The organism is Phenylobacterium sp. LjRoot225 (assembly GCF_964252855.1).
Classification (GTDB): Bacteria; Pseudomonadota; Alphaproteobacteria; order Caulobacterales; family Caulobacteraceae; genus Phenylobacterium.
Map to the genome: position 1 here is coordinate 595545 of NZ_CAXUPL020000004.1, position 24145 is coordinate 619689.

Annotated in this window: 24 protein-coding genes and 1 tRNA gene; 9 read left to right on the top strand and 16 right to left on the bottom strand. The window is 67.8% G+C overall.

What is annotated here, in order from left to right; genetic code table 11:
* Nucleotides 1–22: 22 nt before the first annotated feature.
* The 3 genes from ACSQ2B_RS22930 to ACSQ2B_RS22940 all read right to left on the bottom strand — a co-directional run bounded on the left by ACSQ2B_RS22930 (nt 23) and on the right by ACSQ2B_RS22940 (nt 1899).
* A complete protein-coding gene (locus ACSQ2B_RS22930; protein ID WP_436053576.1) occupies nt 23–643 on the bottom strand; it encodes a TIGR02466 family protein in 621 nt (206 codons plus the stop codon).
* 48 nt (nt 644–691) lie between these two features.
* Complete coding sequence (locus ACSQ2B_RS22935) at nt 692–913, bottom strand: flagellar basal body rod C-terminal domain-containing protein (RefSeq protein WP_436053577.1); 222 nt, start codon at nt 911–913, stop codon at nt 692–694.
* Between the two features lie 428 nt (nt 914–1341).
* On the bottom strand, nt 1342–1899 hold the full coding sequence (locus ACSQ2B_RS22940) for a YbhB/YbcL family Raf kinase inhibitor-like protein (RefSeq protein ID WP_436053579.1): 558 nt from the start codon (nt 1897–1899) through the stop codon (nt 1342–1344).
* A 210-nt stretch (nt 1900–2109) separates the two neighbouring features.
* Here ACSQ2B_RS22940 and panD point away from each other — a divergent pair, with 210 nt between their 5' ends.
* The gene (gene panD, locus ACSQ2B_RS22945) at nt 2110–2466 is read left to right on the top strand and encodes an aspartate 1-decarboxylase (protein ID WP_436053580.1); all 357 of its coding nucleotides are present in this window, start codon (nt 2110–2112) and stop codon (nt 2464–2466) included.
* A complete protein-coding gene (locus ACSQ2B_RS22950; RefSeq protein WP_436053581.1) occupies nt 2466–2939 on the top strand; it encodes a hypothetical protein in 474 nt (157 codons plus the stop codon). The genes panD and ACSQ2B_RS22950 overlap by 1 nt, the downstream gene beginning before the upstream one ends.
* A gap of 112 nt (nt 2940–3051) precedes the next feature.
* Here ACSQ2B_RS22950 and ACSQ2B_RS22955 read toward each other — a convergent pair whose 3' ends face one another.
* On the bottom strand, nt 3052–3789 hold the full coding sequence (locus ACSQ2B_RS22955; protein ID WP_436053582.1) for an SIMPL domain-containing protein: 738 nt from the start codon (nt 3787–3789) through the stop codon (nt 3052–3054).
* A 114-nt stretch (nt 3790–3903) separates the two neighbouring features.
* On the opposite strand from ACSQ2B_RS22955, the gene ACSQ2B_RS22960 reads away from it, so the two are divergent.
* Nucleotides 3904–3979: transfer RNA gene (locus ACSQ2B_RS22960), tRNA-Ile, on the top strand.
* Between the two features lie 79 nt (nt 3980–4058).
* Here the strand turns inward: ACSQ2B_RS22960 and ACSQ2B_RS22965 are convergent.
* The 8 genes from ACSQ2B_RS22965 to ACSQ2B_RS23000 all read right to left on the bottom strand — a co-directional run bounded on the left by ACSQ2B_RS22965 (nt 4059) and on the right by ACSQ2B_RS23000 (nt 13601).
* Nucleotides 4059–5288, bottom strand: coding sequence for a dipeptidase (locus ACSQ2B_RS22965; protein WP_436053584.1), 1230 nt, complete (start codon nt 5286–5288; stop codon nt 4059–4061).
* A 71-nt stretch (nt 5289–5359) separates the two neighbouring features.
* Nucleotides 5360–5839, bottom strand: a complete 480-nt coding sequence (locus ACSQ2B_RS22970; RefSeq protein ID WP_436053585.1) for a hypothetical protein — start codon at nt 5837–5839, stop codon at nt 5360–5362.
* A 20-nt stretch (nt 5840–5859) separates the two neighbouring features.
* Nucleotides 5860–7962, bottom strand: a complete 2103-nt coding sequence (locus ACSQ2B_RS22975; RefSeq protein ID WP_436053586.1) for a penicillin acylase family protein — start codon at nt 7960–7962, stop codon at nt 5860–5862.
* A 2-nt stretch (nt 7963–7964) separates the two neighbouring features.
* Nucleotides 7965–10718 carry a TonB-dependent receptor domain-containing protein gene (locus tag ACSQ2B_RS22980; RefSeq protein ID WP_436053587.1) on the bottom strand — a complete coding sequence of 918 codons (2754 nt, stop codon included), beginning with the start codon at nt 10716–10718 and terminating at the stop codon, nt 7965–7967.
* 305 nt (nt 10719–11023) lie between these two features.
* Nucleotides 11024–12040: a FecR family protein gene (locus ACSQ2B_RS22985; RefSeq protein ID WP_436053589.1), complete on the bottom strand. Its 1017-nt coding sequence runs from the start codon at nt 12038–12040 to the stop codon at nt 11024–11026.
* Nucleotides 11970–12557: an RNA polymerase sigma factor gene (locus ACSQ2B_RS22990; RefSeq protein ID WP_436053590.1), complete on the bottom strand. Its 588-nt coding sequence runs from the start codon at nt 12555–12557 to the stop codon at nt 11970–11972. Before ACSQ2B_RS22990 ends, ACSQ2B_RS22985 begins: the two co-directional genes overlap by 71 nt.
* A 49-nt stretch (nt 12558–12606) precedes the next feature.
* Nucleotides 12607–12939: an NIPSNAP family protein gene (locus ACSQ2B_RS22995; RefSeq protein WP_436053591.1), complete on the bottom strand. Its 333-nt coding sequence runs from the start codon at nt 12937–12939 to the stop codon at nt 12607–12609.
* 221 nt (nt 12940–13160) lie between these two features.
* Nucleotides 13161–13601 (bottom strand): Lrp/AsnC family transcriptional regulator, encoded by a 441-nt coding sequence (locus tag ACSQ2B_RS23000; RefSeq protein ID WP_436053592.1) that lies wholly within the window; start codon nt 13599–13601, stop codon nt 13161–13163.
* Between the two features lie 135 nt (nt 13602–13736).
* Here ACSQ2B_RS23000 and ald point away from each other — a divergent pair, with 135 nt between their 5' ends.
* Nucleotides 13737–14834, top strand: a complete 1098-nt coding sequence (ald, locus tag ACSQ2B_RS23005) for an alanine dehydrogenase (protein ID WP_436053593.1) — start codon at nt 13737–13739, stop codon at nt 14832–14834.
* 15 nt (nt 14835–14849) lie between these two features.
* A complete protein-coding gene (locus tag ACSQ2B_RS23010; RefSeq protein ID WP_436053595.1) occupies nt 14850–15575 on the top strand; it encodes a cupin domain-containing protein in 726 nt (241 codons plus the stop codon).
* 12 nt (nt 15576–15587) lie between these two features.
* On the opposite strand, the gene ACSQ2B_RS23015 is transcribed toward ACSQ2B_RS23010, so the two are convergent.
* From ACSQ2B_RS23015 to ACSQ2B_RS23030, 4 genes are read right to left on the bottom strand one after another with little or no spacing between them, the layout of a single operon-like run.
* On the bottom strand, nt 15588–16169 hold the full coding sequence (locus ACSQ2B_RS23015) for a hypothetical protein (protein WP_436053596.1): 582 nt from the start codon (nt 16167–16169) through the stop codon (nt 15588–15590).
* Complete coding sequence (locus ACSQ2B_RS23020) at nt 16166–16888, bottom strand: HupE/UreJ family protein (protein WP_436053597.1); 723 nt, start codon at nt 16886–16888, stop codon at nt 16166–16168. Before ACSQ2B_RS23020 ends, ACSQ2B_RS23015 begins: the two co-directional genes overlap by 4 nt.
* A 10-nt stretch (nt 16889–16898) precedes the next feature.
* Nucleotides 16899–17294: a hypothetical protein gene (locus ACSQ2B_RS23025; protein ID WP_436053598.1), complete on the bottom strand. Its 396-nt coding sequence runs from the start codon at nt 17292–17294 to the stop codon at nt 16899–16901.
* A 23-nt stretch (nt 17295–17317) separates the two neighbouring features.
* Nucleotides 17318–18058: a DUF4198 domain-containing protein gene (locus ACSQ2B_RS23030; protein ID WP_436053599.1), complete on the bottom strand. Its 741-nt coding sequence runs from the start codon at nt 18056–18058 to the stop codon at nt 17318–17320.
* 483 nt (nt 18059–18541) lie between these two features.
* Here ACSQ2B_RS23030 and ACSQ2B_RS23035 point away from each other — a divergent pair, with 483 nt between their 5' ends.
* From ACSQ2B_RS23035 to ACSQ2B_RS23050, 4 genes are all read left to right on the top strand, one after another.
* A complete protein-coding gene (locus ACSQ2B_RS23035) occupies nt 18542–19750 on the top strand; it encodes a DUF1624 domain-containing protein (protein WP_436053601.1) in 1209 nt (402 codons plus the stop codon).
* 383 nt (nt 19751–20133) lie between these two features.
* Nucleotides 20134–22275 carry a TonB-dependent siderophore receptor gene (locus ACSQ2B_RS23040; protein WP_436053602.1) on the top strand — a complete coding sequence of 714 codons (2142 nt, stop codon included), beginning with the start codon at nt 20134–20136 and terminating at the stop codon, nt 22273–22275.
* Nucleotides 22276–22372: 97 nt separating this feature from the next.
* Nucleotides 22373–23299: a 2-hydroxyacid dehydrogenase gene (locus tag ACSQ2B_RS23045; protein WP_436053604.1), complete on the top strand. Its 927-nt coding sequence runs from the start codon at nt 22373–22375 to the stop codon at nt 23297–23299.
* 177 nt (nt 23300–23476) lie between these two features.
* Nucleotides 23477–24145, top strand: a complete 669-nt coding sequence (locus ACSQ2B_RS23050; RefSeq protein WP_436053606.1) for a haloacid dehalogenase type II — start codon at nt 23477–23479, stop codon at nt 24143–24145.

The window sequence follows — 24145 nt, forward strand, 5'->3', positions numbered from 1 at the left end:
GCAAGGCCAGCCCGGTCGGGATCTACCGCCAGCCGTAGTTGAAGCTGATCGAGATCCGCTCGGACTTGGCGGTGTTGACCGGCACTTCGTGGCGCAGCCAGCTCTCCCACATCAGGACCGTGCCCGGCTGGGGCTTGAGGTAGACGAAGGCGCGGCGGTTTTCCTCGGCGTCGGCGCGCCGGGGCGGGGCGGCCATCATCATCGGCAGCCTGGGGTCCTCGAACTTCAGCGCGCTCGCGCCGGGCGGGATCGCCACATAGACGGTGCCGGAAAGCACGCTGTGGGGGTGGATATGGCTGGTGTGGGCCGCGCCCGGCTTGAGGATGTTGACCCACAGGCTGTCGAGCCGCAGGCGCCCGCTCCCCAGGTCGTACTGCAGCGCCTCGGCGAAGGCCGCGGCATGGCGGTCGAGCTTCTTCCTCAGCTGGTCGAAGACGGTGACGCGCTGCGGCAGGTCGTTCAGCGAGGCGTAGGAGGTGTAGCCGCCGTAGTTGTGCTCCTTGCACCAGGCGCGCCCGGCGCGGTCCTCGGCGGCCAGCATGCGGCAGCCGTCCTGCAGCTCGGCGAGGAAGGCCTCGAAGCCGCGGTCCTTGGCGAGGCTCGCCTCATAGACCGGAGTCGGGAAGAGCGTGTGAAGCGCCATGCCGCCAGCCGCTAGACCCCGGCGGGCTGCAAGTCAAAGCGGCAGGCTCTAGGCGTGCTGAATGTCCATCAGCGAACGCCACATTTCGTCGGCGAAGGTCACGACCTTGGCGTTGGCGGCGAACTGCTGGCTGGCCTCGATCTGCTCGACGGTCTCCCGGACGAGGTCGGGCTCGTCGCCGCCCTGCCAATTGGCGACGCGGTCGGCGGATTTCGCCAGCCGGTCTTGGGCGGACATCATGCCGTAGCGGGCGATGCTGAGCGGATCCATGGGTTCGCCTCCTGAGCCCGTCCAGCATGGGCTCGCCTGCGTTAAGGCCTCGCCAGCAAGCATGGTGAACCGATCGGGGGCTGGCGTTAACTAATCTCTCGGGGGGATGCAGGAGGACGACGATATTCAAGGCCCTTCTCGCCGGCGCCCAGCCGGAGTCGGCGACGCGAACGACGGTTTGCGTCGAGGTCAACGGCGCGCTCCGCGCCGCCTGGAATCGCGTGAGGACATCTGCCTCTGTCCGAGCGGGCAGCGGGTGGAGGCGTCGGTCTGTCCGTCGGGGGTCTTGCCGGCGCCCGACAGCCTGGCCGTCGCCAAGGCGCGCAGGGAAATCCTCCGCAGCCAGCCGAGCCTGGTGGGCGCGACCTTCGAAGGGCGGCCAATCTGCGTTCAGGCCCGTCTGCGGTGAGCGGCGCGCGTCACCCGCCCTACTGCGGCTTGGGCGCTTCGTAGGTCGCCATCATCTCGCCCTTGGCCAGGGTGTGGGCCTTCAGCGCCTTCTGCAGTTCGGCGAGCGAGGTCTCCGGGTCCATGTCGATCGGTTCGTCCAGGGCGAAGACCTGGAAATAGTAGCGGTGCACGCCGTGGCCGGCGGGCGGACGCGGGCCAAACCAACCAAAGCCGCCCATGTCGTTGCGCCCCTGGACCCCGCCCTGGGGCGTGACCAGGAAGTCGCTGTTCGGCAGGCCCTCCGGCAGGGACCGCAACTCGCCCTGGATGTTCCAGATCATCCAGTGGACGAAGGGCTGCTCGCGCGGCGCGTCCGGGTCCTCGACGACCACGGCCCAGGCCTTCACGTCGGGAACGCCGGTCCACTTCAAGGGCGGCGAGATATTGTCGAAATAGGCGGAGCAGCGGTCGGCAAGCTTGCCGCTCACCTCCTGGGCGCTTGAGGTCACCACGACCCCGGCGTCGAGGATCGGGTCGACCTTCATGATGGTGATGGCTTCACCGGAGTGTTCCGGATGGGGCGGGTGTCGGCTCATCGCGCGTCTCCTCGAAAAGCGTGCCTGGGGGAAGCGTGCTGCCCTAACCGGCCGAGGGCGGCTTGGTTGCGTCCTGCCGCGTCGTTCCAGGCTTCCCTTGCGTCAACCCGGGCCCTTGCGGCATTTGATCCTTCGCCTTTTCATGCCTAAATGCGCCCCCGTCCCCTGGGGCGCCTGCATTCCTCCCGACCCTAGAAAGGACGTCTTCGTATGTTGGTGACGCTGATGAAGGCCAAGCTGCATCGCGCGACGGTCACTCAGGCGGATCTCGAGTACGAAGGCTCGATCGCCATCGACCGCAATCTGCTCGACGCGTCCGGCATCCTGCCGCACGAGCAGGTCGATGTGCTGAACATCACCACCGGCGCGCGCTTCACCACCTACGCCATCGAGGCTCCGCGCGGGTCGCGCGTGATCGGCGTCAACGGCGCGGCCGCGCGCCTGGTGCAAAAGGGCGACAAGGTGATCGTCGTGACCTACGGCATGCTGCCGGCTGAGGAGGCCCGCAACTACGCCCCGACCGTCGTCCTGCTCGACGAAGGCAACGAGATCAAAAAGGCCGCCTGATGCCACGCGGGGCCGCAGCGCTCACGCTCGCCACGCTGGTGCTGGTGCTCGCTTCCGGACTGGCCGCCTGTGGTCCGCGCCTGCCCAAGGGCGTCGATCCCGACAAGCTCGACCAGGCCGTCTCCGCCGCCATCGGCGACCCGCTCACCTGCATGCTGATCGGCCGCAAGGGCTCCGGCCAGGTGGTCTGGCGCTACAACACCCACACGACCTGCGCCCGCACGCTGCCGGCCTGCGACGGCCCGGGCCTGCGCACCGTCGGCGAGCTGCTCAAGGCCACCGCCAAGGACGGCCAGACCCGCCACCTCAGCTGCAGCACCCAGGCCGACGGCTCGCGCGGCGTCGGCTGGTCATCGGGCGTCATCGGCGACCGCGGCCTGGTCTATGCTGCGGTGATGGAAGGCGAGCGCGCCCTGCCGGGCCGGATCATGGCCGAGAAGATCGAGGGCGCGCTGCAGGACGGCGGCTTCTAGACCCTTCCCGGTTCAGGTGGAGTCACCTGAACCGGACAAGCAAACGGTCTATCTTCAAAAGTTTAGAGCGTGACGGCCGCCGCAACCGGCATCCACTTGCGGCTGTCACGCTCTAGCGGGCCAGCTCGTAAAGGCCGCTGATGTCCACCCGAACCCTGACCTCGCCCGGCGAGACGGCGGTGTCGGCCTCTTTGAACCGGGCGCTCATCGCCACCATCGGCATCGGCTGGGGCGGGCTGTAGGAGCTTCCCTCGTTCAGCGAGACCAGCCGCAGGACGCGGTGGCCGGTCGCCTTCGCATAGAGGTCGGCCTTGGCCGCCAGCGCCTTCACCGCCTTCTCGCGCGCGGCGTTCTCCGCCGCCGTCGGGTCTTCGAGGCCGAAACTGATCCCGCCCACCTGGTTGGCGCCGCCCGCGACCGTGGCGTCCACCGCCTGGCCCAGCTTCGAGAGGTCGTGCACCGTCACCGTCACCTGGTTCGTGGCGCGGTAGCCGTTGAGCTTGGGCGGCTGGTTCTGCTCGTAGACGTACTGCGGCTCGACGCTGAGCTGCGAGGTCTGGATGTCCTTGGCGGCGATCCCGCCGCGCTTCAGCGCGGCCATCACCTGGTTCATCTGGGTGGCGTTGGCCTGCATCGCCGCCTGGGCCGTCGCCGCCTCGGTGCTCACCCCGAGGCTGATCGTCGCCATGTCGGGCGCGAGCTTGGTCTCGCCATAGGCCGAGAGGTTGAGGGTGGTGGCGCGGAACACCGCGTCCGCGCCGGTCGCGGGCGCAGTCTGGGCGAACGCCGCGGGCGCGGCCGCCGCCGCCAGGACCAGGCTCAGGGCCGCCGCCCGCATCATCGTCTTCATCGGTTCATCTCCCTCGAGCCGTGCTCGTCTGGCGCCAGCTCTCGCAATTCTAAGCTGAACGGGACCTTTAAGCGCTCTGCAGGAGATGGTAACCCGCCGCCTTCGTCGCTGTTGGGGCCTGTAGCTCAATGGTTAGAGCCGGCCGCTCATAACGGTCTGGTTGCAGGTTCGAGTCCTGCCGGGCCCACCAGCGAGGTTCCAGAGGGATCTGGGGACATCCAGACGCGGCGACCCCTCGAGCGGCGCGCAGTGGCTCGGGAGGCTGACCCTCAGGGTGTGTCGAGGCTGGCCTTGTAGGCTTCGGCCTGGCGCAGGACCCGCAGGACGTTGCCGCCCCAGATCTTGACCAGGTCTTCGCGGTTGTAACCGGCCGCCAGCAGCCGCGCGGTGATCACCGGATAGGCGGCCACGTCCTCGAGCCCCGCCACGCCGCCGCCGCCGTCCATGTCGGCGCCGATGCCGACGTGATCCACGCCCGCGACCTTCAAGGCGTGAAGCAGCTGCGCCATGTAGTCGTCCAGCGTCGCCTGAGGCTGGGGGTATTGCTTCTGGATCGCGCGGTATTCGGCCTGGAACGCCTGTTCCTGCTGAGGGGTGAGGCCGCCGGGCGGGTTCGTCTTCGCCATCAGGGCGGCTAGCGCCGCCTCTCGCGCCGGGATCTTCGGCGTCGGGATGAGATAGGCGCTCATCGCGTTGATCTGGATGACGCCCCCGCTGTCGGCCAGCGCCTTCAGGCGCCTGTCGTCGATGTTCCGCGGATGGTCGAACACGGCCTTGCAGCCGGAGTGCGAGAGAATGATCGGCGTGCGCGAGAGCGCGATCATCTGGTCCAGCACCTCGTCCGAGGCGTGCGAGGCGTCGAGCACCATCCCGAGCCGGTTCGCCTCGGCCACGAAGCGGCGACCGGCCGGGCTCAGCCCATGCCATTCCGGCGCGTCCGTCGCCGAGTCCGCAAGGTCGTTGTTCTTGAAATGCACCGGTCCGACCAACCGGACGCCGAGCTTCTGGAAGGTCGCCATCAGCGTCAGGTCGCCCTCGAGCGGGGAGCTGTTCTCGATGCTCATGAAGACGACGCGCTTGCCCCGGCCGACGATCGCCGCGGCGTCGTCCGCCTTGAGCGCCAGCTCGAACCTGTCGCCGTGCCTGGCGACCATCTCGCGGATCTCGACCGCCCGGATCAGCGCCGCATCGCGGGCGGCGGCGTCGCCCTGCGGCGTGCGCGGTCCCTGCGGTGTGTAGATGGCGAAGAAGCCGCCGTCGAGGCCGCCCTCCACCATCCGCGGATAGTCGACCCGCGAGTCGTCGGCGACCTTGTGCCGGTCGAGGATGTCCCAGCCGGGGGTGTGGAATTTCGCCGGGGTGTCCAGATGGGTGTCGAGGGTCAACAGCCCCTCGTGCAGCGCGCGCGCCTGGCCAGGCGTCGCGGCGCCGGCCGCCGCCGGGCAGGCCAGCGCGGCGGCGCAGAGCGCGGTGGTCAGCCATAGGGTGCGTATTGTCATAGGGCGCTCACGATTGAGGCGTCCCGCCCGGACGGCGCGGGAGCGGGCGGAAGCCGTCGGCTCCGCACCGGCTATTGTCGGACGAAGGTCTCCTGATAGGCCTTCGACCTGCCTTCGGGGGACTTGCCGACGCCGCGACGCACCAGGGTCTTTCCGTCCGGACGGAAGGTCCAGAACTCGCCGACGATGACGTCGCCGTCCTTCATCTTCAGGATCTGAAATTCGTCGGGTCCCAGCTGCTTGACCGAGACCTGATTGAACCGGTCCTGGTTCTCGAAAATTGCCGGCGTGCCGTCCAGGGTGGTCAGATAGTCGGTTTTGAATTCCTTGCCCGGCATGGTCGTGTTGACCGAGTGGTACTCCAGCTTGTTGTCGCCGAACGCCAGATTGATGGTCAGCTTGAAGCCCTTGGGCAGTTTGCCGTCGCTCCAGTAGGACTGGGACTCCACCGAGCTCCAGGCGCCATCGTGCGGGTTGGCGGCCTGGGCCTGGCCGGCGGCGAGGGCGAGGGTCACGGCGGCCACGGCGGTGGTCAGCGATCGTTTCAGCATCGTGGCGTCTCCTGAACGTCTTAGAAGGGGGTGCGGGCTTCGAGGTGCTGTTCGACCTCGGCCCGGGTGGTCCAAAGGGTGCGCAGGGTGTTGTCGGACAGGTGCTGCAGCTGGTCGGCGCGGTGCGGCGAGCCCGGCTGGCTGGCGTTGCCGTAGCTCATCAGCCCCACCGCCTTGATCGGCGTGGAGAACTCGACCAGCGACACCCAGGTCTCCCCATGCACCGGCGTGCGCCGGCCGTCCTTGAGCGGCCCCCAGGTGATGGTGCGGAAGATGCCGGTGTTGCCGAAGCCCCCGTTGCCGGGAAGGTCTACGCCGTCGATGGCGAAGCGCGAGACCTCGCCGAACGGCCGGTCGATGGCGCCGTACCTGGCCTGGGTCTCGGCGATCGCGGCCTTGAGCTGGGCGAGGGCGGCGGCGGGATCGGCGATTCCGCTGGGGGTCGTCACCGGCGCGGCGGGCGACCACTTGACCTTGTAGTTGGCCAGGCTGGTGAAGTTGTTCGGCGAGAACTTCGCCGCCCAGGTCTCGAACAGCAGGGCCGCGCGGCTGTCAGCGACGGTCTGCCGGTCCCAGGCCTTCAGGAGGGCGACGGCGGCCTTGACCTCAGGATCCGGATCCCCCTCGGCGGCGGCGATCAGGTCGGGCAGCACCCGATCGGCCATCAGCGTGTGGTGCGACAGTTTGCGGGCGACGAAATCGTCGAACGACAGCTTCGGGGTGTCGGCCAGCAGATGCACCGACTGCTGGGCGCGCAGCGACATCGGCCCGTTCGTGGCCAGATGGGGCGGATAGTCTTCGTAGCGGATCGTCTGGGGATAGGTGGAGACCCAAGGCGGATCGTTGGCGTTCTGGACGAAGCCGGTCGCCGGATCGGTGACCTTGGGCAGGTCGTCGTAGGAGAGGATGTCGTCCCACAGGGTGGCCGAGGTGTCGCCCGGCACGAAGCCGCTCCAGAACGCCACATCTCCCTTGTCGTGCTTGGGCAGGATGCCGTTGTCCAGGAACTGGATGTGGCCTTCCTTGTCGCCGTAGACGATGTTGAACTTGGCCACCTGCAGGCGGCGCAGGATCTTCTCGAACTCCGCAAAGCTGCGGGACTTGCCCATGTCCCAGTACTGCGAAAGGCCTCCCGGCCGATCGAGGCCGGCGACCCGCAGGGCGACGGTCTTGCCGTCGGGACGATCGAAGACCGGGCCATGCACCGACAGCCGGGTGGTCAGGGTCTCCGTGCGCAAGACGCCGTCTGCGCCCTTGATCTTTAAGCTGGCCTGGCGGGTCTTGAACGGCAGCACCTTGCCGTCGAACAGATAGCCGCCATCGGCCAGCTTGAGCTCGTAGTTCGTCGAGCCCAGCAGGGTGTTGACGGTGTTGGTGAAGCCCATCCGCTGGTTGAAGGCGAAGCGCAGAACCGGCAGGCCGACCTGGGTCGCGCCATATATCTGGAAGCCCGGCCCGTTCAGATCGGCCTCGAAATAGGTGAAGAAGCTGGTCGGCCAGGGCAGGTGCGGGTTGGCCAGCAGCATGGTGTTCCCGCTCGCCGACTTCGACGGCGCCACCGCCCAGGCGTTGGACCCGGCGTTGGCGGCGGGATTGTTTCCCCCCATCGTTCGCTCGCGCGGCGCGATGTAGATGTAGTTCATCAGCCGGTGGGCGTGGGCCATGACGTCGACGCCGCTGACCGGCAGCACGACCGCCACGGTCGGATCGATCTTGTCCGGATGGGCCCGGGCGTAGGCGTTGATGCCCTCGGCGAAGGCGTCGAGATTGGCCCGGAACTGGGCGGATTCGGCCCGGTACCAAGAGGCGCCGCGACGCGGCGTGTCGTTGGCCAGCAGCCAGCGGTCGGAGTCGGCTAAGCTCTCGCCCCAGTATTCGGCCGCCCGGCCCCGCGCCTCGCCGTACAGGCGGATGACGATGTTTCCGTGGTTCTGGGCCTGGGCCCAGCCGAAGCCGTAGAACACCGCCGCCTCGTCCTTGCCGTAGATGTGCGGCACGCCGAAGCTGTCCCATAGGATCTCGCCCCGGCCGGCGAAGCTCTTGGGGGCGGCCCCGGCGACCCCGCGCGTCAGGCCGGCAAGGCCCGCCCCCAGGGTCAGGCCGAGGAAGGTGCGCTTGCGCATGGTCAGAAATCCCACTGCAGACGCGCGTAATAGGACCCGCCCGTGAAGCCGAACGGCGAGATGCCGGGATACTGGCCCGACCCGATCGCGGCGTTGAAAACGCCATTGGCCGAGGGATAGACGTTGAACAGGTTGTTGGCGCCGACCGCGACGCTCAGGGACTTGTTGAGGCGGTAGCTGGCTTCCAGGTCGGTGATCCACTTGGCCCCGAAGGAGCGATCGTTGGCCGTCGTGTTCTGCTCGACCGTGTACTTGCCGTAGCGCGTCTCCCGCAGGTTCACATTGAGCCTGTTCCAGGACCAGTTGGCGCCCAGCGTCACCTTGTCCTTGGGGAAGGCCTTGGTCAGGTTGCCCTGGCTCAGCCGATCGAAGAGCACGAAGCTCGACCCCAGCGCCGTCAATTGCGGCGGGTTGGGGATGATGTCGGTGATCTTGGTCTTGTTGTGGTTGTAGCCCAGGGTCAGGCGCAGGGCGCCGTAATCGCCCAGGTCCTGCCGGTAGGCGGCGACCAGGTCTATGCCCCGGGTGCGGGTGTCGATGGCGTTGGTGTAGTACTGGGCGCTGAGCGAGCCCGGCAGGCCGTTGGCCACCAGGATGTTGCTCACCGCCGCGCCCGTCAGGGTGCTGGTGATGGCGATCCGGCCGTCGACGTCGATCTGGTAGGCGTCGAGGGTGACGCTCAGCCGCGGCAGCGGCTCGAGCGTCACGCCCAGGCTGTAGTTCTTCGACTTCTCAGGCTCCAGCGGCTTGGCGCCCAGGGCGATGGCCTCGGGCGAGTTCACCGGCAGGGTCTTGATCTGCAGCAGGTCCAGCACGCCGTTGACGAGACGGAACTGGCTGGAGCTGGCGGCGTAGTTCTCCTGGGCCAGGCCCGGCGCGCGGAAGCCCGTGCTGGCCGCGCCGCGGATCGCCAGCCACGGCGTCAGCTCGTAGCGGCCGTTGACCTTGCCCACGACGGTGTCGCCCGAGGCGTCGTCATAGTCCTCGTAGCGAACCGCCGCGCCGAGGAAGAGCTTGTCGATCGTATAGCCGGCCTCGCCATAGGCGGCGTAGTTGTTGCGGGACGACTTGCTGGCGTCCGACGGCTGGAAGCCCGGGGCGGCCTGGGCGCCGGTCGCCGGCCGCTGCCCTGCGAAAGGCTGGCCGGCCGGTATCACATAGGTCCCGGCCTGATAGCTGAGCAGTTCGCCCTCGCCGACCTGGTAGGTCTCGCGACGATGCTGGGCGCCGAACGACAGCTGCAGGTCGCCGCCGGCCACGGTGAAGCCGCGGGTGAAGTCGATTGAATTGACCCATTCGGACGAGACCAGCTTGCCGACATAGAAGTCGGTGGGACTGGAGGGGCCGAGGCTGGCGTTGATGCTCTGGGCGACATGCTCCTTGGCCAGGTTCTTGCCGTAGGTCGTCGAGACGTCCCACGACCACCCCCGGGCCTCGCCGCGCGCCCCCAGGGCGTATTCGAAGTCCTGCTCCTTGATCACCAGGTTAGGGCGGAACCCCTCCGGATAGACCTGGGGCAGGGCGTTGACGCTATTGGGCGAGCGGAAGGTGAACGGCAGGTCAGAGACGCGATGGCTGAAGGTGCCGAACGCGTAGAGCTCGACCGCCCCGACCTCGTAGCGGCCGTTGTAGCCGAGGTTGACGCCGTTCTGCGGCAGGACGCCGTAGTTGCGCGTCACCAGGCGATCGACTGTCGCTTCGCGCGGATCGGCGACGCCGTTGATCCTCGGATAGATCTGCACGGACGGGTCCACCGGAATGGCGCGATTGGAGAGCGCCTGGTCCTTGGTGGCGGCCGAGACGGTCAGGAAGCCGCGATCGCCCAGCTTGAGGCCATAGCTGCCGACCACCTGGGTGAAGTCGCCGTCGTTGCGGTCGAAGTTCTGGCCGTGGGTGACGCTGAGCGAGCCGCCGGGCGTGTCCTTGAGGATGATGTTGATTACGCCGGCGATGGCGTCCGACCCGTACTGGGCTGCGGCGCCGTCGCGCAGCACCTCGATCCGCCCGATCGCCGAGGTCGGGATGAGGTCGAGATCGGCCGGCACCGAGCCGTTGTAGAGCGACGACACCGAGTTGATCAGCGAGGTCTTGTGACGGCGCTTGCCGTTGACCAGGATCAGGGTCTGGTCAGGGTTGAGGCCGCGCAGGCCGCCCGTGGCGATCACCGTCGCGGTGCCGCCGCCGGCGCGGGCCGGCAGGTTGAACGACGGCACCAGGGTCTGCAGCGCCTGGAGGGCGCCGGCCCGGCCGGTGCGCTCCAGTTCGCTCGCGCTCAGCACGTCGATCGGGGTCGAGCTCTTGATCACCGTGCGCGCCACGCCGCGCGCGCCGGTCACCACGACCTCGGAGATCTCGTCGCCCGGCGCATCGGCGGCCGGAGCCGCGGCCGCGGCCTCGACGATGCCGCCCGGCGCGCTGGTCCTGATGAGGCCTTGCGAGGGCGGCGTCGCCCTCAGGGCGATCAGCCCGTCCTGCATGATCGCCACGCGCAGCGGCGAATGCTCGATGATCATCTCCAGCGCCTGGCGCGTCGGCATCCGACCGTTGACCGCCTGGGAGCGCAGCCCCGCGACCTGGTCGTAGGGGTAGAGCAGGCGCACGCCGGACTGTTCGGACAGGGCGTTGAGCGCCCCCTGCATCGGCTGGGCGGCGATATGGAAGTTGGTGATGGTCTCGGCGGCCGCCGGCGCAGCCGCCGCCGCGACGGCGGCGCACAGCGCAGCGCCCCAAGGATGGAATCCAGATCCGCCAGTCATATCAGACGCCCCCAAGCGCAGTTGCCCCGTGTCAACCACCTCGAACGGGCCGGGACGGGCGGAACCGCCATCCGTCCGGAGAATAAATTTTCCAGCGTCCCGATTCCGCAGCTCGCCTGCGTCTGCGGCGAGCTCGGATGGACTCTAGTGTGCTGGATCTGAAGTTCGCCAGTATATGGGTCATGCGCCGTGGCGAACTTCAGATCCAAAAAGCACACTAGAAACTTACACTTGCTAGTGTCCTTCTCGATTCCGAAGTTCGTCGGAGCCCGCCACAAGCGCCTGCGAACTTCGGAATCGGGACACTAGCTGCGCATCACCAGCAGGATGCTGCCGTCGGCCGCGGTGATCGCGTTGACCGGGAAACTGCATTCCACCGCCGTCAGGAACTTGTCGGCCTCATCGACCTCGAAGCGTCCGCCGACGCGCAGATTGGCCAGGCGGGGATCGCCGATGATGATCGGCCGGCCTCGGTAGCGGTTGAACTCCTCCACAGCCTGGGGAAGCGTCTCGCCGTCCAGCTCGATGACGCCGTTCTGCCAGGCGGTGCGCTGACGCAGCAGGTCAGGACTGAGGACCGTGGGGGCCACGGCGTCGGACCGGATCACCGCCCCGTCGCCGGCGGTGATCCTCGGCGCCTCGATCCGGCGCACGACATCTTCCCTCTGGGCGACGGCGACGACTCCCTGGGTCACGGTCAACTCGACCACGTCTTCCCGGATCCGCACGTTGAAGGCCGTCCCGACCGCGCGCAGCCGCGCCGATCCGGCGTCGACGAGGAAGGGGCGATGCGCATCGTGCGCGACCTCGAACAGGGCCTCGCCCTTGACCAGGTGGATGCGGCGAACGTCTTGGCGCATCGCCACCTCGACCGTGGAGGCGGTGTTGAGGTGGATCTTCGATCCGTCCGACAGGCGGACGATCCGGCGTTCGCCCAGGCGGGCGCGATAGGTTTCGACGTCGCGGGTGAAGCGCCAGGCGGCCGTGGCGGCGACCGCGCCCGCCGCCAGCGAGGCGGCGACGCCGCCGCCGATCAGCAGGCGACGGGACGTCTGGGGCTTTCCGGAAATCGGAGCTTGGCCGGACGCCGCGAATTCGGACGCGGGAGACTCGGCGGGCGGGCGGGCCTTGAGGCGTTCGCCGGCTTCCCAGGCGGCGTCCATGCGCGCGAAAGCGACGGCATGATGGGGATCGGCGTCGATCCAGGCGAAGATGGCCTGACGTTCGCTCTCGTCGACGTCACCCTGCAGTCTAGCGACGAGAGCGGAGGCCTGCTCCTCGATCGCCTGCCGGCTTTTCGGCCCTGCGGGTGTTGCAGTCAAAACCGTCTTCCTCGCGCTCGGACATTGCCTTGGCCACGAGCATCACAGCTCTAGCAAGATGCTTCTCGACTGTCGAAACGGATAGCGACATCTGAGCCGCTATCTCCTGAAAAGAAACTTCGTGCACGCGCCGAAGGATGAACACTCGCCGGCACTGTGGCGGCAGAGTCTCGATGATGGCGTGCAGGCGTCGCAGTTCGTCGCGTGCGGTCAGCGACGCCTCGAGCGAGTCGTCGGATCGCAGCATGTCCAGGTCGGCGACGAAATCGAGCGAGACGATGGTGTCCCGCCGCATCGTGTCGACCAGCAGGTTGCGGGCGATGGCGAAAAGATAGCCCCGACCGGTGGGAATACGGCTGATGTCCCTGGCCGTATAGGCGCGGGCCAGGCTCTCGGCCACGAGGTTGTCGACGTCGAAGCCGGCGGGGCAAAGACGCCGCAGGCGCGACCGCAGGGCCGCCTCGTGCGGCAGGATCACCGTCTTGAACCAACTCAGGCGCGTGGTCAGGGCGTCCATCATTTCGTCCCGAGAGGCGGGGCGAAGGCCCATGTCGCGAGCGACGGCTTCACCGCCATTGGCCCGGCGAATAGTCGGTGGCGCGCAACAGTCTCTCTTCGATCGCACCGACAAGCGCGCCGTTCACCGCCGCCGTCTCGCGTTTGATGCGCGCCCACTCCTCATCCGCCATGAAGCTCGCCCACTGTGACTTGAGCAGGTCCTCGTTCGGCCAGCGCGCCACGTAGACGAACTCGGTGCGCTCAGCCGTCGTCGCCTCCCAGGTTGCGACGATGTCGAAACCATTTCTTTTCATGATGCGGAGCGCATGATCTCGAAAGCGCGCGTGGAACGCGGCCTTGTTGTGCTCGAAAATCTCATAAATGCGCAGTTGGTAGAGCACGCCGCCTCCTTTCTCGGCAGGGGGCCTTCCCCAAGAGGCGCTGGCTCCCAGCCAGATAGGCAAAAGCAGACCCGCCATCGCCCGGCGGCGTAACAATATATCGTGGCCGAGTTGAAATGTTCGAGGTCTCCACTTCATGCGAAGTGGAGGATAGAATACCGATCCGTTATCGATAAACAAAATTCGCCAAACGAGAACTTGAGGAAATCAAATAAAAGCTTCTATTCTGCGTCGACGACCGTTCGAATGCTGAAGTGCGAGACGAGGCGCTGGACGCCCGGCAGGCGCGCCAGGGTGTCCCGATGCAGCCGTTCGAAGCTGTCGTCGGCGCGGACCGCCAGCTTCAGCAGATAGTCGAATTCGCCGCTCATCAGGTTCGCCTCGAGGACCTCCGGACAGCGGTGCAGCGCGGTCTCGAAACGGCCAAGGGTGTCCTCGGTCTGGTCCTTCAGGGTCACCATCACGAAGACGGTGGAGGGATCGCCCCGGGCTGCGGGTGACAGGCGCGCGCGATACCCCCGGATCATCCCCTCGGCTTCCAGCTGCTGAACGCGGCGGTGCGCCGCCGAGGGGGAGAGGCCGACCGCCTGGCCGAGCGCCGAGCTCGTCAGATCGGCGTTGGTCCAAAGCGCGCGCAGGATGTTCCGGTCGATCGAATCCATGAAGGGACTTTGTCCGCTGAATGGCTGAGCTTGCAGGATATTATCCTGCCGCCCCCGGCGCCATCGCCTGTCTTTCGGAGCTAATCGCGGATCGCCTGCGGTATTTTTCCCTCCATCAGCAGAGGGACGACGGACATGCGGATCGGTGCGCCAAAAGAGATCAAGGTCCAGGAGCATCGGGTCGGGCTGACGCCGGACGCGGTCGCCGAGCTGGTTGCGCGCGGCCACGCGGTGAGCGTCGAGACCGGCGCCGGCGCGGGCGTGGATTTTTCAGACGCGGACTATATCGCCGCTGGCGCCCAGATCGCGCCCAGCGCCGAGGCGGTGTTCGAGGCGGCGGACCTGATCGTGAAGGTCAAGGAGCCCCAGCCGGGGGAGTGCGCCCGGCTGAAGCCGCACCAGACCCTCTTCACCTATCTCCACCTGGCGGCCGACCGGCCTCAGGCCGAGGCGCTGATGCGCTCGGGGGCGACCTGCATCGCCTATGAGACCGTCACCGACGATCGCGGCGGCCTGCCGCTGTTGCGGCCGATGTCGGAGGTCGCCGGCCGCATGAGCGTCCAGGTCGGCGCCCACTACCTGGAGAAGGCGCAAGGCGGCCGCGGCGTGCTGCTGGGCGGCGTGCCGGGCGTCGCCCCGGCCAAGGTGGCGATCCTCGGCGGCGGCGTCAGCGGCGTGCACGCCGCCGAGATGGCGGTCGGCCTGCGCGCCGACGTCACCATCTACGACATTTCGACCGCGCGGCTGGCCGAGCTCGCTCGCCAGTTCGGGGCAGCCGCGCGGACGGCCTTCGCCTCGCGCGCCGCCATCGCCGCCGCCGTCGCCGAGGCCGACCTGGTGATCGGCGCCGTGCTGGCGCCGGGCGCCGCCGCGCCCAAGCTGGTGACCCGGGCCATGCTGAAGACCATGCGGCGCGGCGCGGTGCTGGTGGACATCGCCATCGACCAGGGCGGCTGTTTCGAAACCTCGCGGGCGACCACCCATGAGGCGCCGGTCTTCGTCGAGGACGGCGTCCTCCACTACTGCGTCGCCAACATGCCGGGCGCGGTGGCGCGCACCAGCACCCAGGCGCTGAACAACGCCACCCTGCCGTTCGTGCTGGCGATCGCCGACCAGGGCGCCGAGCGGGCGATGGCGGCCGATCCCCATCTGCGACGCGGGCTCAACATCTCCCAGGGCGCGATCCGCCACGCCGCGGTGGCCGAGGCGCTGTCGCTGCCGCTCGCCGCCTGAGCCTGGAAGCACACGATGGTGAGTCAAGCGACTGCGGCGCGCGTGCGGGGGGCCTCCGTCTTCGACCTTCGCCTCTGGGCGGCGGAGCAGGCGCAGCTCCAGGCCGGGGACGCCTGGCCGGGCGGGCAGCAGGCGCTGCCGCTGGGCGACGACAGGATCTCGGTCGGCGTGGCCCAATTGACCGCGGGCGGAGGCGAGCGAGGCGCGGCGCCGTTCGACGAGTTCCTTCACGTTCTGGAGGGCGAGCTGATCCTGCGCGCGGTCGACGGGGAGCTTCGCCTCGGACCCGGCGAGAGCGCGGTGCTTCCAGAGGGCGCGCGGCTGTCCTGGCGGGCGGAGCGGCCGGCGCGGCTCATCTTCATGCGCCATCCAGACGCATCGAGCGGCGGCGCCGCATGCCGGATGGACCCGACTCTGCCGCGGACGCCGTCGAACCCGCCGCTGGCGGAGCTCTTGACCACGCCCACGCCGAGCTGCCGCAACCGCACCCAGTTCAAGTCGGCGGACGAGACCTTCACCTGCGGCGTCTGGGACTCCACGCCCTATGCTCGCCGGCCCATGACCTACGGCCACCACGAGCTGATGCATCTTCTCGAAGGCGAAGTGACCTTCGAGGACGAGTTCGGCGCGCGGGCGACCTTCTCGGCCGGCGACGTCCTGCTGGTCTGTCGCGGCGCGCGGTGCAGCTGGGACAGTCCGGTCCCGGTGACCAAGGTCTTCGCCATCCACCGGCCGGTCTAGGTTAGGCCCGACCTATTCCGGCGGCGGCTGGAACAGCTCCTTGTAGAAGCCGCTGGTGCGGACCTTGACCGTCACCGGCGTTTCGCCCCGGTTTCGCCAGTACCAGCCGTGCTTGCCTTCGAACGGCGCGGTGAGGGCGCCCTGGCCGCTCGTCAGGTTCGTCTCTTTCCAATAGCTGGCGACCTGGTCCCCGCCGTCCAGGCGCTCGCCGTGCATGTCCACCTTCAGCGGGCCCGTCGCCTCCCAGCGGAAGATCATGTGGTCGCCCTGCGCCATCCGGGCCTTGACCTCGACGCCCGAATGCGGCGGCAGGACCAGCCTCATCTCGTCGGAGCGCAGCGGCGTGGCCTTGGCGATGGTCGCCTTGTCCGGCGTGGCGGCCATGGCCGCCGGGCCCGCCGCCGCCTCAGGCTCGGCCGCCGCTTCGTCGCCGGTCATGCCGGTGAGCCCGAGGGCCGAGCCCAGTCCGGTCAGATCGATCCCGCGCTCGGCCGGCAGCACGAAGAGGGTGAGGATGGCGGCCGCGCCCGCCGCCGCCGCCGCGCAGACGACGGCCAGTTTGCGGGGCGCCACTTCGTAGCGGACGTCGGTCATGCGGAACGCTCCAGGAAGAGGCCGGAAAGCTGGTAGCCGATCAGGACGAAGCCGGCGCACATCAGCGCGCAGTTGGCGACGACGACGCTCCGGCCGAAGCTCGGCGTCTGCCGCCACAGGGTCATCAGCACGAGGATGCCGCTCAGCGCCAGGAACTGGCCGATCTCCACCCCCACGTTGAAGCTCAACAGATTGGGCAGCAGGCCGTCGCGCGACAGCGCCAGCTCCTGCAGCTTGGCGGCCAGGCCGAAGCCATGAAAGAAGCCGAAGATCAGCACGGCCGCCTTCGGGTTCGGGTCGAAGCCGATGACCCGCTTCAGACCGCCGAGGTTGTCGAGCGCCTTGTAGACGACCGACAGGCCGATGATGGCGTCGACCACCAGAGGATTGGCGTGAACGCCGGTGAGGACGCCGAACAGCAGGGTGGTGCTGTGGCCGATGGCGAACAGCGTCACGTAGTGGACGACGTCCTTCAGCCGGTAGAGAAAGAAGATCACGCCCACCAGGAACAGCAGGTGGTCGTATCCGGTGACCATGTGTTTCGCGCCCAGGTAGACGTAGGGGGCGACATGGACGCCCGTGGCGCCCTGGATGAAGGCCTTGTCGTTCTCGGACACGCCGTGGGCGAGCGCTTCCGGAGCAAGGCCGAAGGCCGCCAGGGCCAGCAGCCCTGCGCCCAGCCAGCTCCACTGGACGCGGTGGGCGGAGCGCCTGCGCATCGCCTGCGCCCTAGTTGATCGTGAAGGTCGTGGAGGAGCGGGCCTGGGTGGCCTTGTCGACCACCATCACGCCCACCTTGGAGCCGGGGGCGAGCTTCAGCCCCTTCGCCTCGAACTTGTTGCTCCCGGCCGCCGCGAGCGGAACGCTTGAGGTCTTTCCGGCCTTGGTGGTGATCGTCAGCTTGGCCGTCATGGCGGAGCTGGCGATGTCGTCCTCGTCATCCTTGACGTAAAGGGCGACGCCGGGACCGCCGTTGACCAGCTCGAAGCTGGTCTCGCCCGACATCTGCACGACGCCGCCGTGCTCGGGCTTCATGCTGCCGTGGGCTTCGGCGGCCAGGCCGAGGGCGAGAGCGCACAGACCGGCGCCCACGGGCGCGAAAATCTTCCAGGAAACGAACGGCATGGGATCCTCTCGGGGTGTGCGGACTATTCGGGAGCGTGCTGGAGCACGAAGGTAAGCGTCGCCTCGTGCTCCATCTTGGCGGCCTTGGCCGGCTCGTCGGAGGCGCTGTCGTAGACGGCGTTGACCACGTTCAGACCCTGGTTGCGGACCTTGAGAGTCGCGACGCCGTCCGGCCCCGTGACCTGCTTCTCCGCATCGGGATCGTTGACGAGATCGGCGATGACCCGCGCGCCGGCCACCGGCTTGCCCTGGTGCAGGACGCGGACCTTGAGGGGCTCGCCCATCTTCGCGGGAATGTCGCCGACCGGGACGATCTGCAGGACCTGGTCCGGGAAGGTCGGCATGGGCGCGCTGAGCGGGCCGGCGAGGAAGACCGCGTACTTGAAGTTCTTCGTGGTGATGACGGCTTCAGGCGCTTCGGCCTTGGTCCTCTTGACCCATTCGCCATCCGGCATCTTCGCCCAGATACCGTTGTCCATGACCGCCGTCACCACGGCGACCGGGCTGTCGGAGTCGACCATCACCATCGGGCCGGCGACTCGCAGCGTCGTCGGCACGGGCTTGTATTGGAGGTCGTAGCCCGCAACCGAGCGGACCAGCGGCAGGCGCTTGACGGAGTCGAGGTCGTCCGCGCCGACGCCATAGATGAAGGCCAGCTGTTTGGATCGCTGGGCGAACCAGATGGCGTGGGCGTCCGCACCGGTCGCGGAGAGGGCGACGGCGGCGGCGAGCGCTGCGCCCAGGGCTTTCGAGAAGGACATCATGCGTGGCTCCGGTCGAGGCTCTGGCAAGGTCGAGCCGTCGCAAGACGGTACGCTCGTCACGGCCGCCACGGCGCCGTTCGTAGGCGCAGGGCGGGAATCTTGTGCCGAATATGCCTGGCGGGCGGCAGGTTAGACTTGGCCGCCCTGGGCGCTCCCGCGTGCGCGCACGATCTTCTGTGCGCGGCCCGGTCGGCGGGCGTTCAGCGGCCCCGGCCGGCGTTCGAGAGCGCGCCGTGGTTTGTGCCGTTCGCGGAGCACTTTCAGCGCATTATCGCCGGCGCGGGCCGGCCAAAAAGCACGCCGGCTTTCGGTCCGTGGCTATGCTGACAGGATGAGACCTGGGGCCGTCCCAGACCCGCCGGAGTCAGCCATGCGCCGGACCGTCACGCTAAAGGCCGTCGGCTGCGTCACCGGCTGGGGATCAATAAGGTCGTGCTCGGCGCCACAGGGCGGCGCGTGGCGTCGAAGCTCAGGGGGAGTGAGATGACGGACATGGCAAGCGCCCGCGGGCGCCTCGGACGACCCGTCGCGGTAAGTTCAGCCCCGGCGAAAGTCGTCGCGCGGACGCGGCTGCAGAACATCGACGCCTTGCGGGGCCTGGTCATGCTGTTCATGCTGGTCGACCATGTGCGCGAGGCCTTCTACGGCCACCATCCCGTCACCGATCCGATGATGGCGCAGAGCATCGAGCCGGCGCTGTTCTTCACGCGGATCACCAGCCAGATCTGCGCCCCGGTCTTCGTCGCCCTGACCGGGCTCTCGGCCTATCTCTATGGCCAGTCGCACAGCAAGCGGGAGACCTCGGTCTTCCTGCTGAAGCGCGGCGCCTTCCTGGTCTTGCTGGAGTTCACCGTGGTGGGCTTCGCCTGGGCGGCGCAGACCTTGCCGCCGACCTTCTGGCTGCAGGTGATCTGGGCGATCGGTCTCTGCATGATCGCGCTCGCCGGCCTGATCTACCTGCCGCGGCGCTGGCAGCTGATCCTGGGGGCGGTGATCGTCTGCGGCCATAACCTGCTCGACGGGATCCATCTGACCGCGGGCGAACCCTTCTTCATTCCCTGGGCCATCCTTCACCAGCGCGACGTCATCGTCCTGGGCGGCGGCATGGTGGCCAAGACCACCTATCCGATCCTGCCGTGGATCGGCGTCATCCTGCTGGGCTATGCGGTTGGCCCCTGGTTCGGCCGCGACGCCGATCCCGAGGCGCGACGTCGGCTGCTGATCGCCTGGGGTGTGGGCCTGCTGGCTGGCTTCGTCCTGATCCGGTTCGCCAACGTCTATGGCGACAAGCCCTGGGTCCACACGGGCGATGCGCTGCGCACGGTGATGAGCTTTCTGTCGCTGACCAAATATCCGCCGTCGCTGATGTTCCTCGCGCCCTCGATCGGCCTGGGCCTGCTGCTTCTGGCGATCTTCGAACGGTTCGACGGCGAGCGGCCGATCGCCACCCTGGCGATCCTCGGCGGGGCGCCGATGTTCTTCTATATCGTCCACCTCTACACGCTGAAGGTGCTCTACTTCGGCGCGGCGGCGATCTGGGGACTGAACCAGGGCAAGTCCTTCGGCTTCGACCACGTCTGGATGCTCTGGGCGGCGGCCGCCTGTTTGGCGATCCCGCTCTACTTTCCGGCCAGCTGGTTCGCCCAGTTCAAGCAGCGCCGCCGCGACCTCTGGTGGCCGCGCTACCTCTAGGTTTTCACGCGTTCCCACGCGCGATCAGCACCGGCGGCCCTCTCGCGAGGGCCGTCTCTTTTTGGGCTGTGGACGTCCCATTATCGGGCGCGGCGGGACGCGCGGCCAAGCTGTGTTTCGAGGGGCGATTCAGCCCTGCATAGCGGTCGGCATTTTCTGCGTCTGCCGGCGCCTTTACCCCACAATTGTTCGCCTACCGTCGGTCTTTTGACGAAAAATACCTATGGCGCAGCCGGACACTTGCTGGCGAGAGAGGTGACTACGACCGCTCTCCAGCGACGAGGCGCCTCGGACAGAAAAAGCTCGGTTGGTTGTCCACGAGGCCCCAAAGAAGTGCTTCTCCGTCAGCTCGGCCATTCCTTGGGGAATAAGGGGGTTTTGTCATGTCTAGGTCGCGCGGTCTGCGCCTTGCTCTTCTTGCTAGCGGCGCTCTGTTCTCGAGCCTTTCCACCGCCCATGCCGTGGAGGCGAACCCGGCGACAACGATCGACGAAGTCGTCGTCCTGGCGCACCGCCAGCAGTATCGCGGCGACGTGCCGATCCAGGAGCTGCCGCAGAACGTCGCCGTCCTGTCGGCCAAGCTGCTCCAGGACGTGAACATCACCCGGCTGGACGCCGCGCTCGAGATGGTCAGCGGCGTCGAGCACCAGAACAATTTCGGCGGCCTGTGGGACGCCTTCGCCGTCCGCGGTTTCGTCGGCGACCCCAACGTCCCCTCGGGCTATCTGCTGAACGGTTTCAGCAGCGGTCGCGGGTTCGGCGGCCCGCGCGACGCCTCCAACATCGACCACATCGAAGTGATGAAGGGCCCGACCTCGGCGCTGTTCGGCCGCGGCGAGCCCGGCGGCACGATCAACGTCATCACCAAGAAGCCGCTGTTCACGCCCCAGGGCACGTTCTCGGCCTCCGCCGGCAGCTACGACACCTATCGCGCCGAAGGCGATTTCACCGGAGCGATCAACGACGCCGTCGCCGTCCGCATCAACGGCGCCTACGAGCAGGGCGACAGCTTCCGCGACACGATCAACTACAAGAAGTACGTCGTCACCCCGTCGGTCCTGCTGAAGCTCGGTCCGTCGACGACGCTCACCTATGACCTCGAGGTGGTGCACCAGGAAGTGCCGTTCGACCGGGGCGTCCTGGCGCTGAACGGCGACCTGCACACCATTCCGAAGGACCGCTTCCTCGGCGAGCCGGGCGACGGGCCGATCAAGGTGGACGCCGTCGGCCACCAGCTGCAGCTGAACCACGAGCTCAGCGACCATTGGACGGTGATGGCCGGGGTCGGCTACCGGGTGACCCAGCTGAAGGGCTTCTCGACCGAGGCCGAGCTGACCCGTAGTCGCCAGAGGCTCTACGTCGACGGCCAGACGCTTTCGCGCCAGCGCCGCTACCGCGACTGGAGCACCAACGACCTGACGCTGCGGGCCGAGGTGGACGGCCGGTTCGAGACCTTCGGCCTGCCCCACCACGTCCTGATCGGCGCCGACAGCGAGGAGCTGCACCTGCACCAGCTGCAGCTGCGTTTCCGGCCGCCCGCCGTGGCCGCCCAAACCAGTCTTGCGGCCGGCAATGCGGTCAACATCTTCAGCCCCGCCTACGGCAACCAGCCGACGGTCGCGCCCTTCTGGGATTTCTACGAACAGCAGAACGCCTACGGGATCTACGTCCAGGACCAGGTCGACCTGACCGATCAGCTGAAGTTCCGGGCCGGCGCCCGCTACGACTACTATCGCCAGTCGATCCTCGACCGGCGGACGAGCGCCGTGACCGGACAGAAGGTGACCGTCACCAACCCGCAGCTCGGCCTGGTCTATGCGCCGAACAAGGTGCTGTCCTTCTACGCCGGCTACGGCAAGGGCTTCCGCCCGAACTCGGGCCAGGACGTAAGCAACAGCCCGTTCACCCCCGAGCGCTCCAAGTCCTACGAGGTGGGCGTCAAGTTCCAGGATCCGGAAGGCCGGATCAACGGAACCCTGTCGGTCTACGACATGAAGAAGTCGGGCCTGATCACCGCAGACCCGGTGAACACCGGCTTCTCGCTCGCCATCGGCAAGGCCAAGAGCAAGGGGGTCGAGCTCGACGTCAACGGCGAGCTGCCGGGCAAGATCAAGTACTGGCTGTCCTACGCCTACACCGACGCCAAGATGGCCAACGACATCCTCGATCCGGACTTCGGCCTCACTGTGCCCGCCGGCGCGCGCCTGCTGGGCATCCCCAAGACCAGCGGCAACATCCTGGTGTTCCGCGACTTCGAGCTCGGCGACGACCGGGTGGTCAGCCTCGGCGGCGGGGTGAAGTACGTCGGCAAGCGGCTTGGCGAGACCGGTACGGACTTCATGCTGCCGAGCTACGCCCTGGTGAAGGCCTTCGCCTCCTACGCGCCGAACGACAGCCTGAAGCTCTCGGCCGAAGTCGATAACCTCTTCGACAAGAACTACTTCCCCGCCTCCTATTCGAGGCTCTGGATTCTCCCCGGAACGCCGCGCACCTTCTCTGTGAAGGCCACCTATAGCTTCCGCTAGGCGCGGCGGACTTCACGGCGCTGTCGGCGGCCTTCCGCCGGCGGCGCCGATTTTCTTTTCGATCGGCGAGACCGCTGCGGGTGCTGATGAGGCGCACATGAGCCTGCTCTACAAGGCCGACCGTGACCGCGGGCGGGAATGGCGGGCGCTGTTCGCCGAGCTGGCGCCGGACATCGAGTTTCGCCTGTGGCCGGAGATCGGCCCGCCGGACGACGTCCGCTATCTCGCCGCCTGGCAGATACCGCCGGACCTTTTGGCGAGCCTGACGAAGCTGGAGGTGCTGTTCTCCACGGGCGCGGGCGTCGACCAGTTCGACCTGGCCAGCCTGCCGCCGCAGGTGAAGCTGGTCCGGCTGATCGACCCCGGCATCATCGCCGGCATGGTCGAATACGTCGTGTGGGCGGCGCTGACCCTGCATCGCGACATGCCCGACTATCTCCTGGCCCAGCGCGAGGGACGCTGGGCGCCGTTGCCGCTGGTTCCGGCGCAGCGGCGGCGGATCGGGGTCATGGGCCTGGGCGAACTGGGCCGGGCGGCGCTCGCGGCGCTGCGGCCCTTCGGCTTCCAGCTCGCCGGCTGGAACCGCAGCCCGCGGCCGATCGAAGGCGTCCGCGGCTTCGTCGGACAGGCCGAGCTGCCCGCCTTTCTGGGCGAATGCGATATTTTCGTCTGCCTGCTGCCGCTGACGGCGGAGACCCGCGGAATCCTATGCCGCGAAACCCTGGCCCTGCTGCCGAAAGGCGCAGGCCTGGTGAACACCGGGCGGGGCGGACATCTCGTCGAGGCCGATCTCCTGGCGGCGCTGGACAGCGGGCAGATCTCGGCCGCCGTGCTCGATGTGGCCGCCGAGGAGCCGCCGGCGGAGGGCCATCCCTTCTATTCGCATCCGAAAATCCTGCTGACGCCGCACATTGCGGCCATGACCCATGCGGAAACCGCCGTGCGGGTGGTGCTGGACAATATCCGCCGCCATGAATCGGGGGCGCCGATGCACGGCCTCGTGCCGCGGGAGCGGGGCTACTGAGGCGCGGCGACATGTGCCGATTGATCCTCCGGAAAACGCGTTTTGTGCGTCTCGTCGAAGCCAATCGGGGTGATCTGTCGGTCCCGCCATGAGCAAATCGGCAGGACGACGGAGCCGGCGAGCCGGCGCTCCGTATACGTTGGAAATCTCTAGGTTCGGGAACGGGGGACATCGCCCATGAGCAGCTTCAGGCCGAAGTTCATCACCTTCGACTGCTACGGAACCCTGACCCGGTTCCGCATGGCGGACATGGCCCGCGAGATCTTCCCGGACCGCATCGCGCCGGACAAGATGGAGCGGTTCGTCAAGGACTTCGCCGCCTACCGGCTGGACGAGGTGCTGGGCGCCTGGAAGCCTTACGAGGAGGTCATTCGCAACGCCGTGCAGCGGGTCTGCAAGCGCTGGGGGATCGAGTACCGCGACGCCGAAGCGCGCGGGATCTATCAGGCCGTGCCGACCTGGGGCCCGCATCCGGACGTGCCGGAGGGGCTCGCCAAGGTGGCCCAGGAGATCCCGCTGGTGATCCTCTCCAACGCCTCGAACGACCAGATCCACGAGAACGTCGCCAAGCTCGGCGCGCCCTTCGCCCACGTGTTCACGGCCCAGGACGCCCAGGCCTACAAGCCGCGCCTGCAGGCCTTCGAATACATGCTCGACCAGCTGGGCTGCGCGCCGGAGGAGATCATGCACGTCTCGTCGAGCTTCCGGTACGACCAGATGTCGGCCCGCGATCTGGGCATGGGCGCGCGGGTGTGGGTGAAGCGGGGCCATGAGGCGCGCTGCGAGGGCTACGCCACCCATGAGATCGACGACATCGGCGGCCTTCCGGGTCTCGTCGGTCTCTGA

Excerpts from the sequence above, each read along its gene's own strand:
- ACSQ2B_RS22940 (WP_436053579.1), bottom strand. The coding sequence starts at position 1,899 with ATGAGCCGACACCCGCCCCATCCGGAACACTCCGGTGAAGCCATCACC.
- ACSQ2B_RS22980 (WP_436053587.1), bottom strand. The coding sequence starts at position 10,718 with ATGACTGGCGGATCTGGATTCCATCCTTGGGGCGCTGCGCTGTGCGCC.
- ACSQ2B_RS22970 (WP_436053585.1), bottom strand. The coding sequence starts at position 5,839 with ATGCTGAAACGATCGCTGACCACCGCCGTGGCCGCCGTGACCCTCGCC.
- panD (WP_436053580.1), top strand. The coding sequence starts at position 2,110 with ATGTTGGTGACGCTGATGAAGGCCAAGCTGCATCGCGCGACGGTCACT.
- ACSQ2B_RS23015 (WP_436053596.1), bottom strand. The coding sequence starts at position 16,169 with ATGACCGACGTCCGCTACGAAGTGGCGCCCCGCAAACTGGCCGTCGTC.
- ACSQ2B_RS22990 (WP_436053590.1), bottom strand. The coding sequence starts at position 12,557 with ATGGACGCCCTGACCACGCGCCTGAGTTGGTTCAAGACGGTGATCCTG.
- ACSQ2B_RS23010 (WP_436053595.1), top strand. The coding sequence starts at position 14,850 with ATGGTGAGTCAAGCGACTGCGGCGCGCGTGCGGGGGGCCTCCGTCTTC.
- ald (WP_436053593.1), top strand. The coding sequence starts at position 13,737 with ATGCGGATCGGTGCGCCAAAAGAGATCAAGGTCCAGGAGCATCGGGTC.
- ACSQ2B_RS23045 (WP_436053604.1), top strand. The coding sequence starts at position 22,373 with ATGAGCCTGCTCTACAAGGCCGACCGTGACCGCGGGCGGGAATGGCGG.
- ACSQ2B_RS23050 (WP_436053606.1), top strand. The coding sequence starts at position 23,477 with ATGAGCAGCTTCAGGCCGAAGTTCATCACCTTCGACTGCTACGGAACC.
- ACSQ2B_RS23025 (WP_436053598.1), bottom strand. The coding sequence starts at position 17,294 with ATGCCGTTCGTTTCCTGGAAGATTTTCGCGCCCGTGGGCGCCGGTCTG.
- ACSQ2B_RS22975 (WP_436053586.1), bottom strand. The coding sequence starts at position 7,962 with ATGCGCAAGCGCACCTTCCTCGGCCTGACCCTGGGGGCGGGCCTTGCC.
- ACSQ2B_RS23030 (WP_436053599.1), bottom strand. The coding sequence starts at position 18,058 with ATGATGTCCTTCTCGAAAGCCCTGGGCGCAGCGCTCGCCGCCGCCGTC.
- ACSQ2B_RS22965 (WP_436053584.1), bottom strand. The coding sequence starts at position 5,288 with ATGACAATACGCACCCTATGGCTGACCACCGCGCTCTGCGCCGCCGCG.
- ACSQ2B_RS22930 (WP_436053576.1), bottom strand. The coding sequence starts at position 643 with ATGGCGCTTCACACGCTCTTCCCGACTCCGGTCTATGAGGCGAGCCTC.
- ACSQ2B_RS22935 (WP_436053577.1), bottom strand. The coding sequence starts at position 913 with ATGGATCCGCTCAGCATCGCCCGCTACGGCATGATGTCCGCCCAAGAC.
- ACSQ2B_RS23040 (WP_436053602.1), top strand. The coding sequence starts at position 20,134 with ATGTCTAGGTCGCGCGGTCTGCGCCTTGCTCTTCTTGCTAGCGGCGCT.
- ACSQ2B_RS22955 (WP_436053582.1), bottom strand. The coding sequence starts at position 3,789 with ATGAAGACGATGATGCGGGCGGCGGCCCTGAGCCTGGTCCTGGCGGCG.
- ACSQ2B_RS22950 (WP_436053581.1), top strand. The coding sequence starts at position 2,466 with ATGCCACGCGGGGCCGCAGCGCTCACGCTCGCCACGCTGGTGCTGGTG.
- ACSQ2B_RS23035 (WP_436053601.1), top strand. The coding sequence starts at position 18,542 with ATGACGGACATGGCAAGCGCCCGCGGGCGCCTCGGACGACCCGTCGCG.
- ACSQ2B_RS23000 (WP_436053592.1), bottom strand. The coding sequence starts at position 13,601 with ATGGATTCGATCGACCGGAACATCCTGCGCGCGCTTTGGACCAACGCC.
- ACSQ2B_RS23020 (WP_436053597.1), bottom strand. The coding sequence starts at position 16,888 with ATGCGCAGGCGCTCCGCCCACCGCGTCCAGTGGAGCTGGCTGGGCGCA.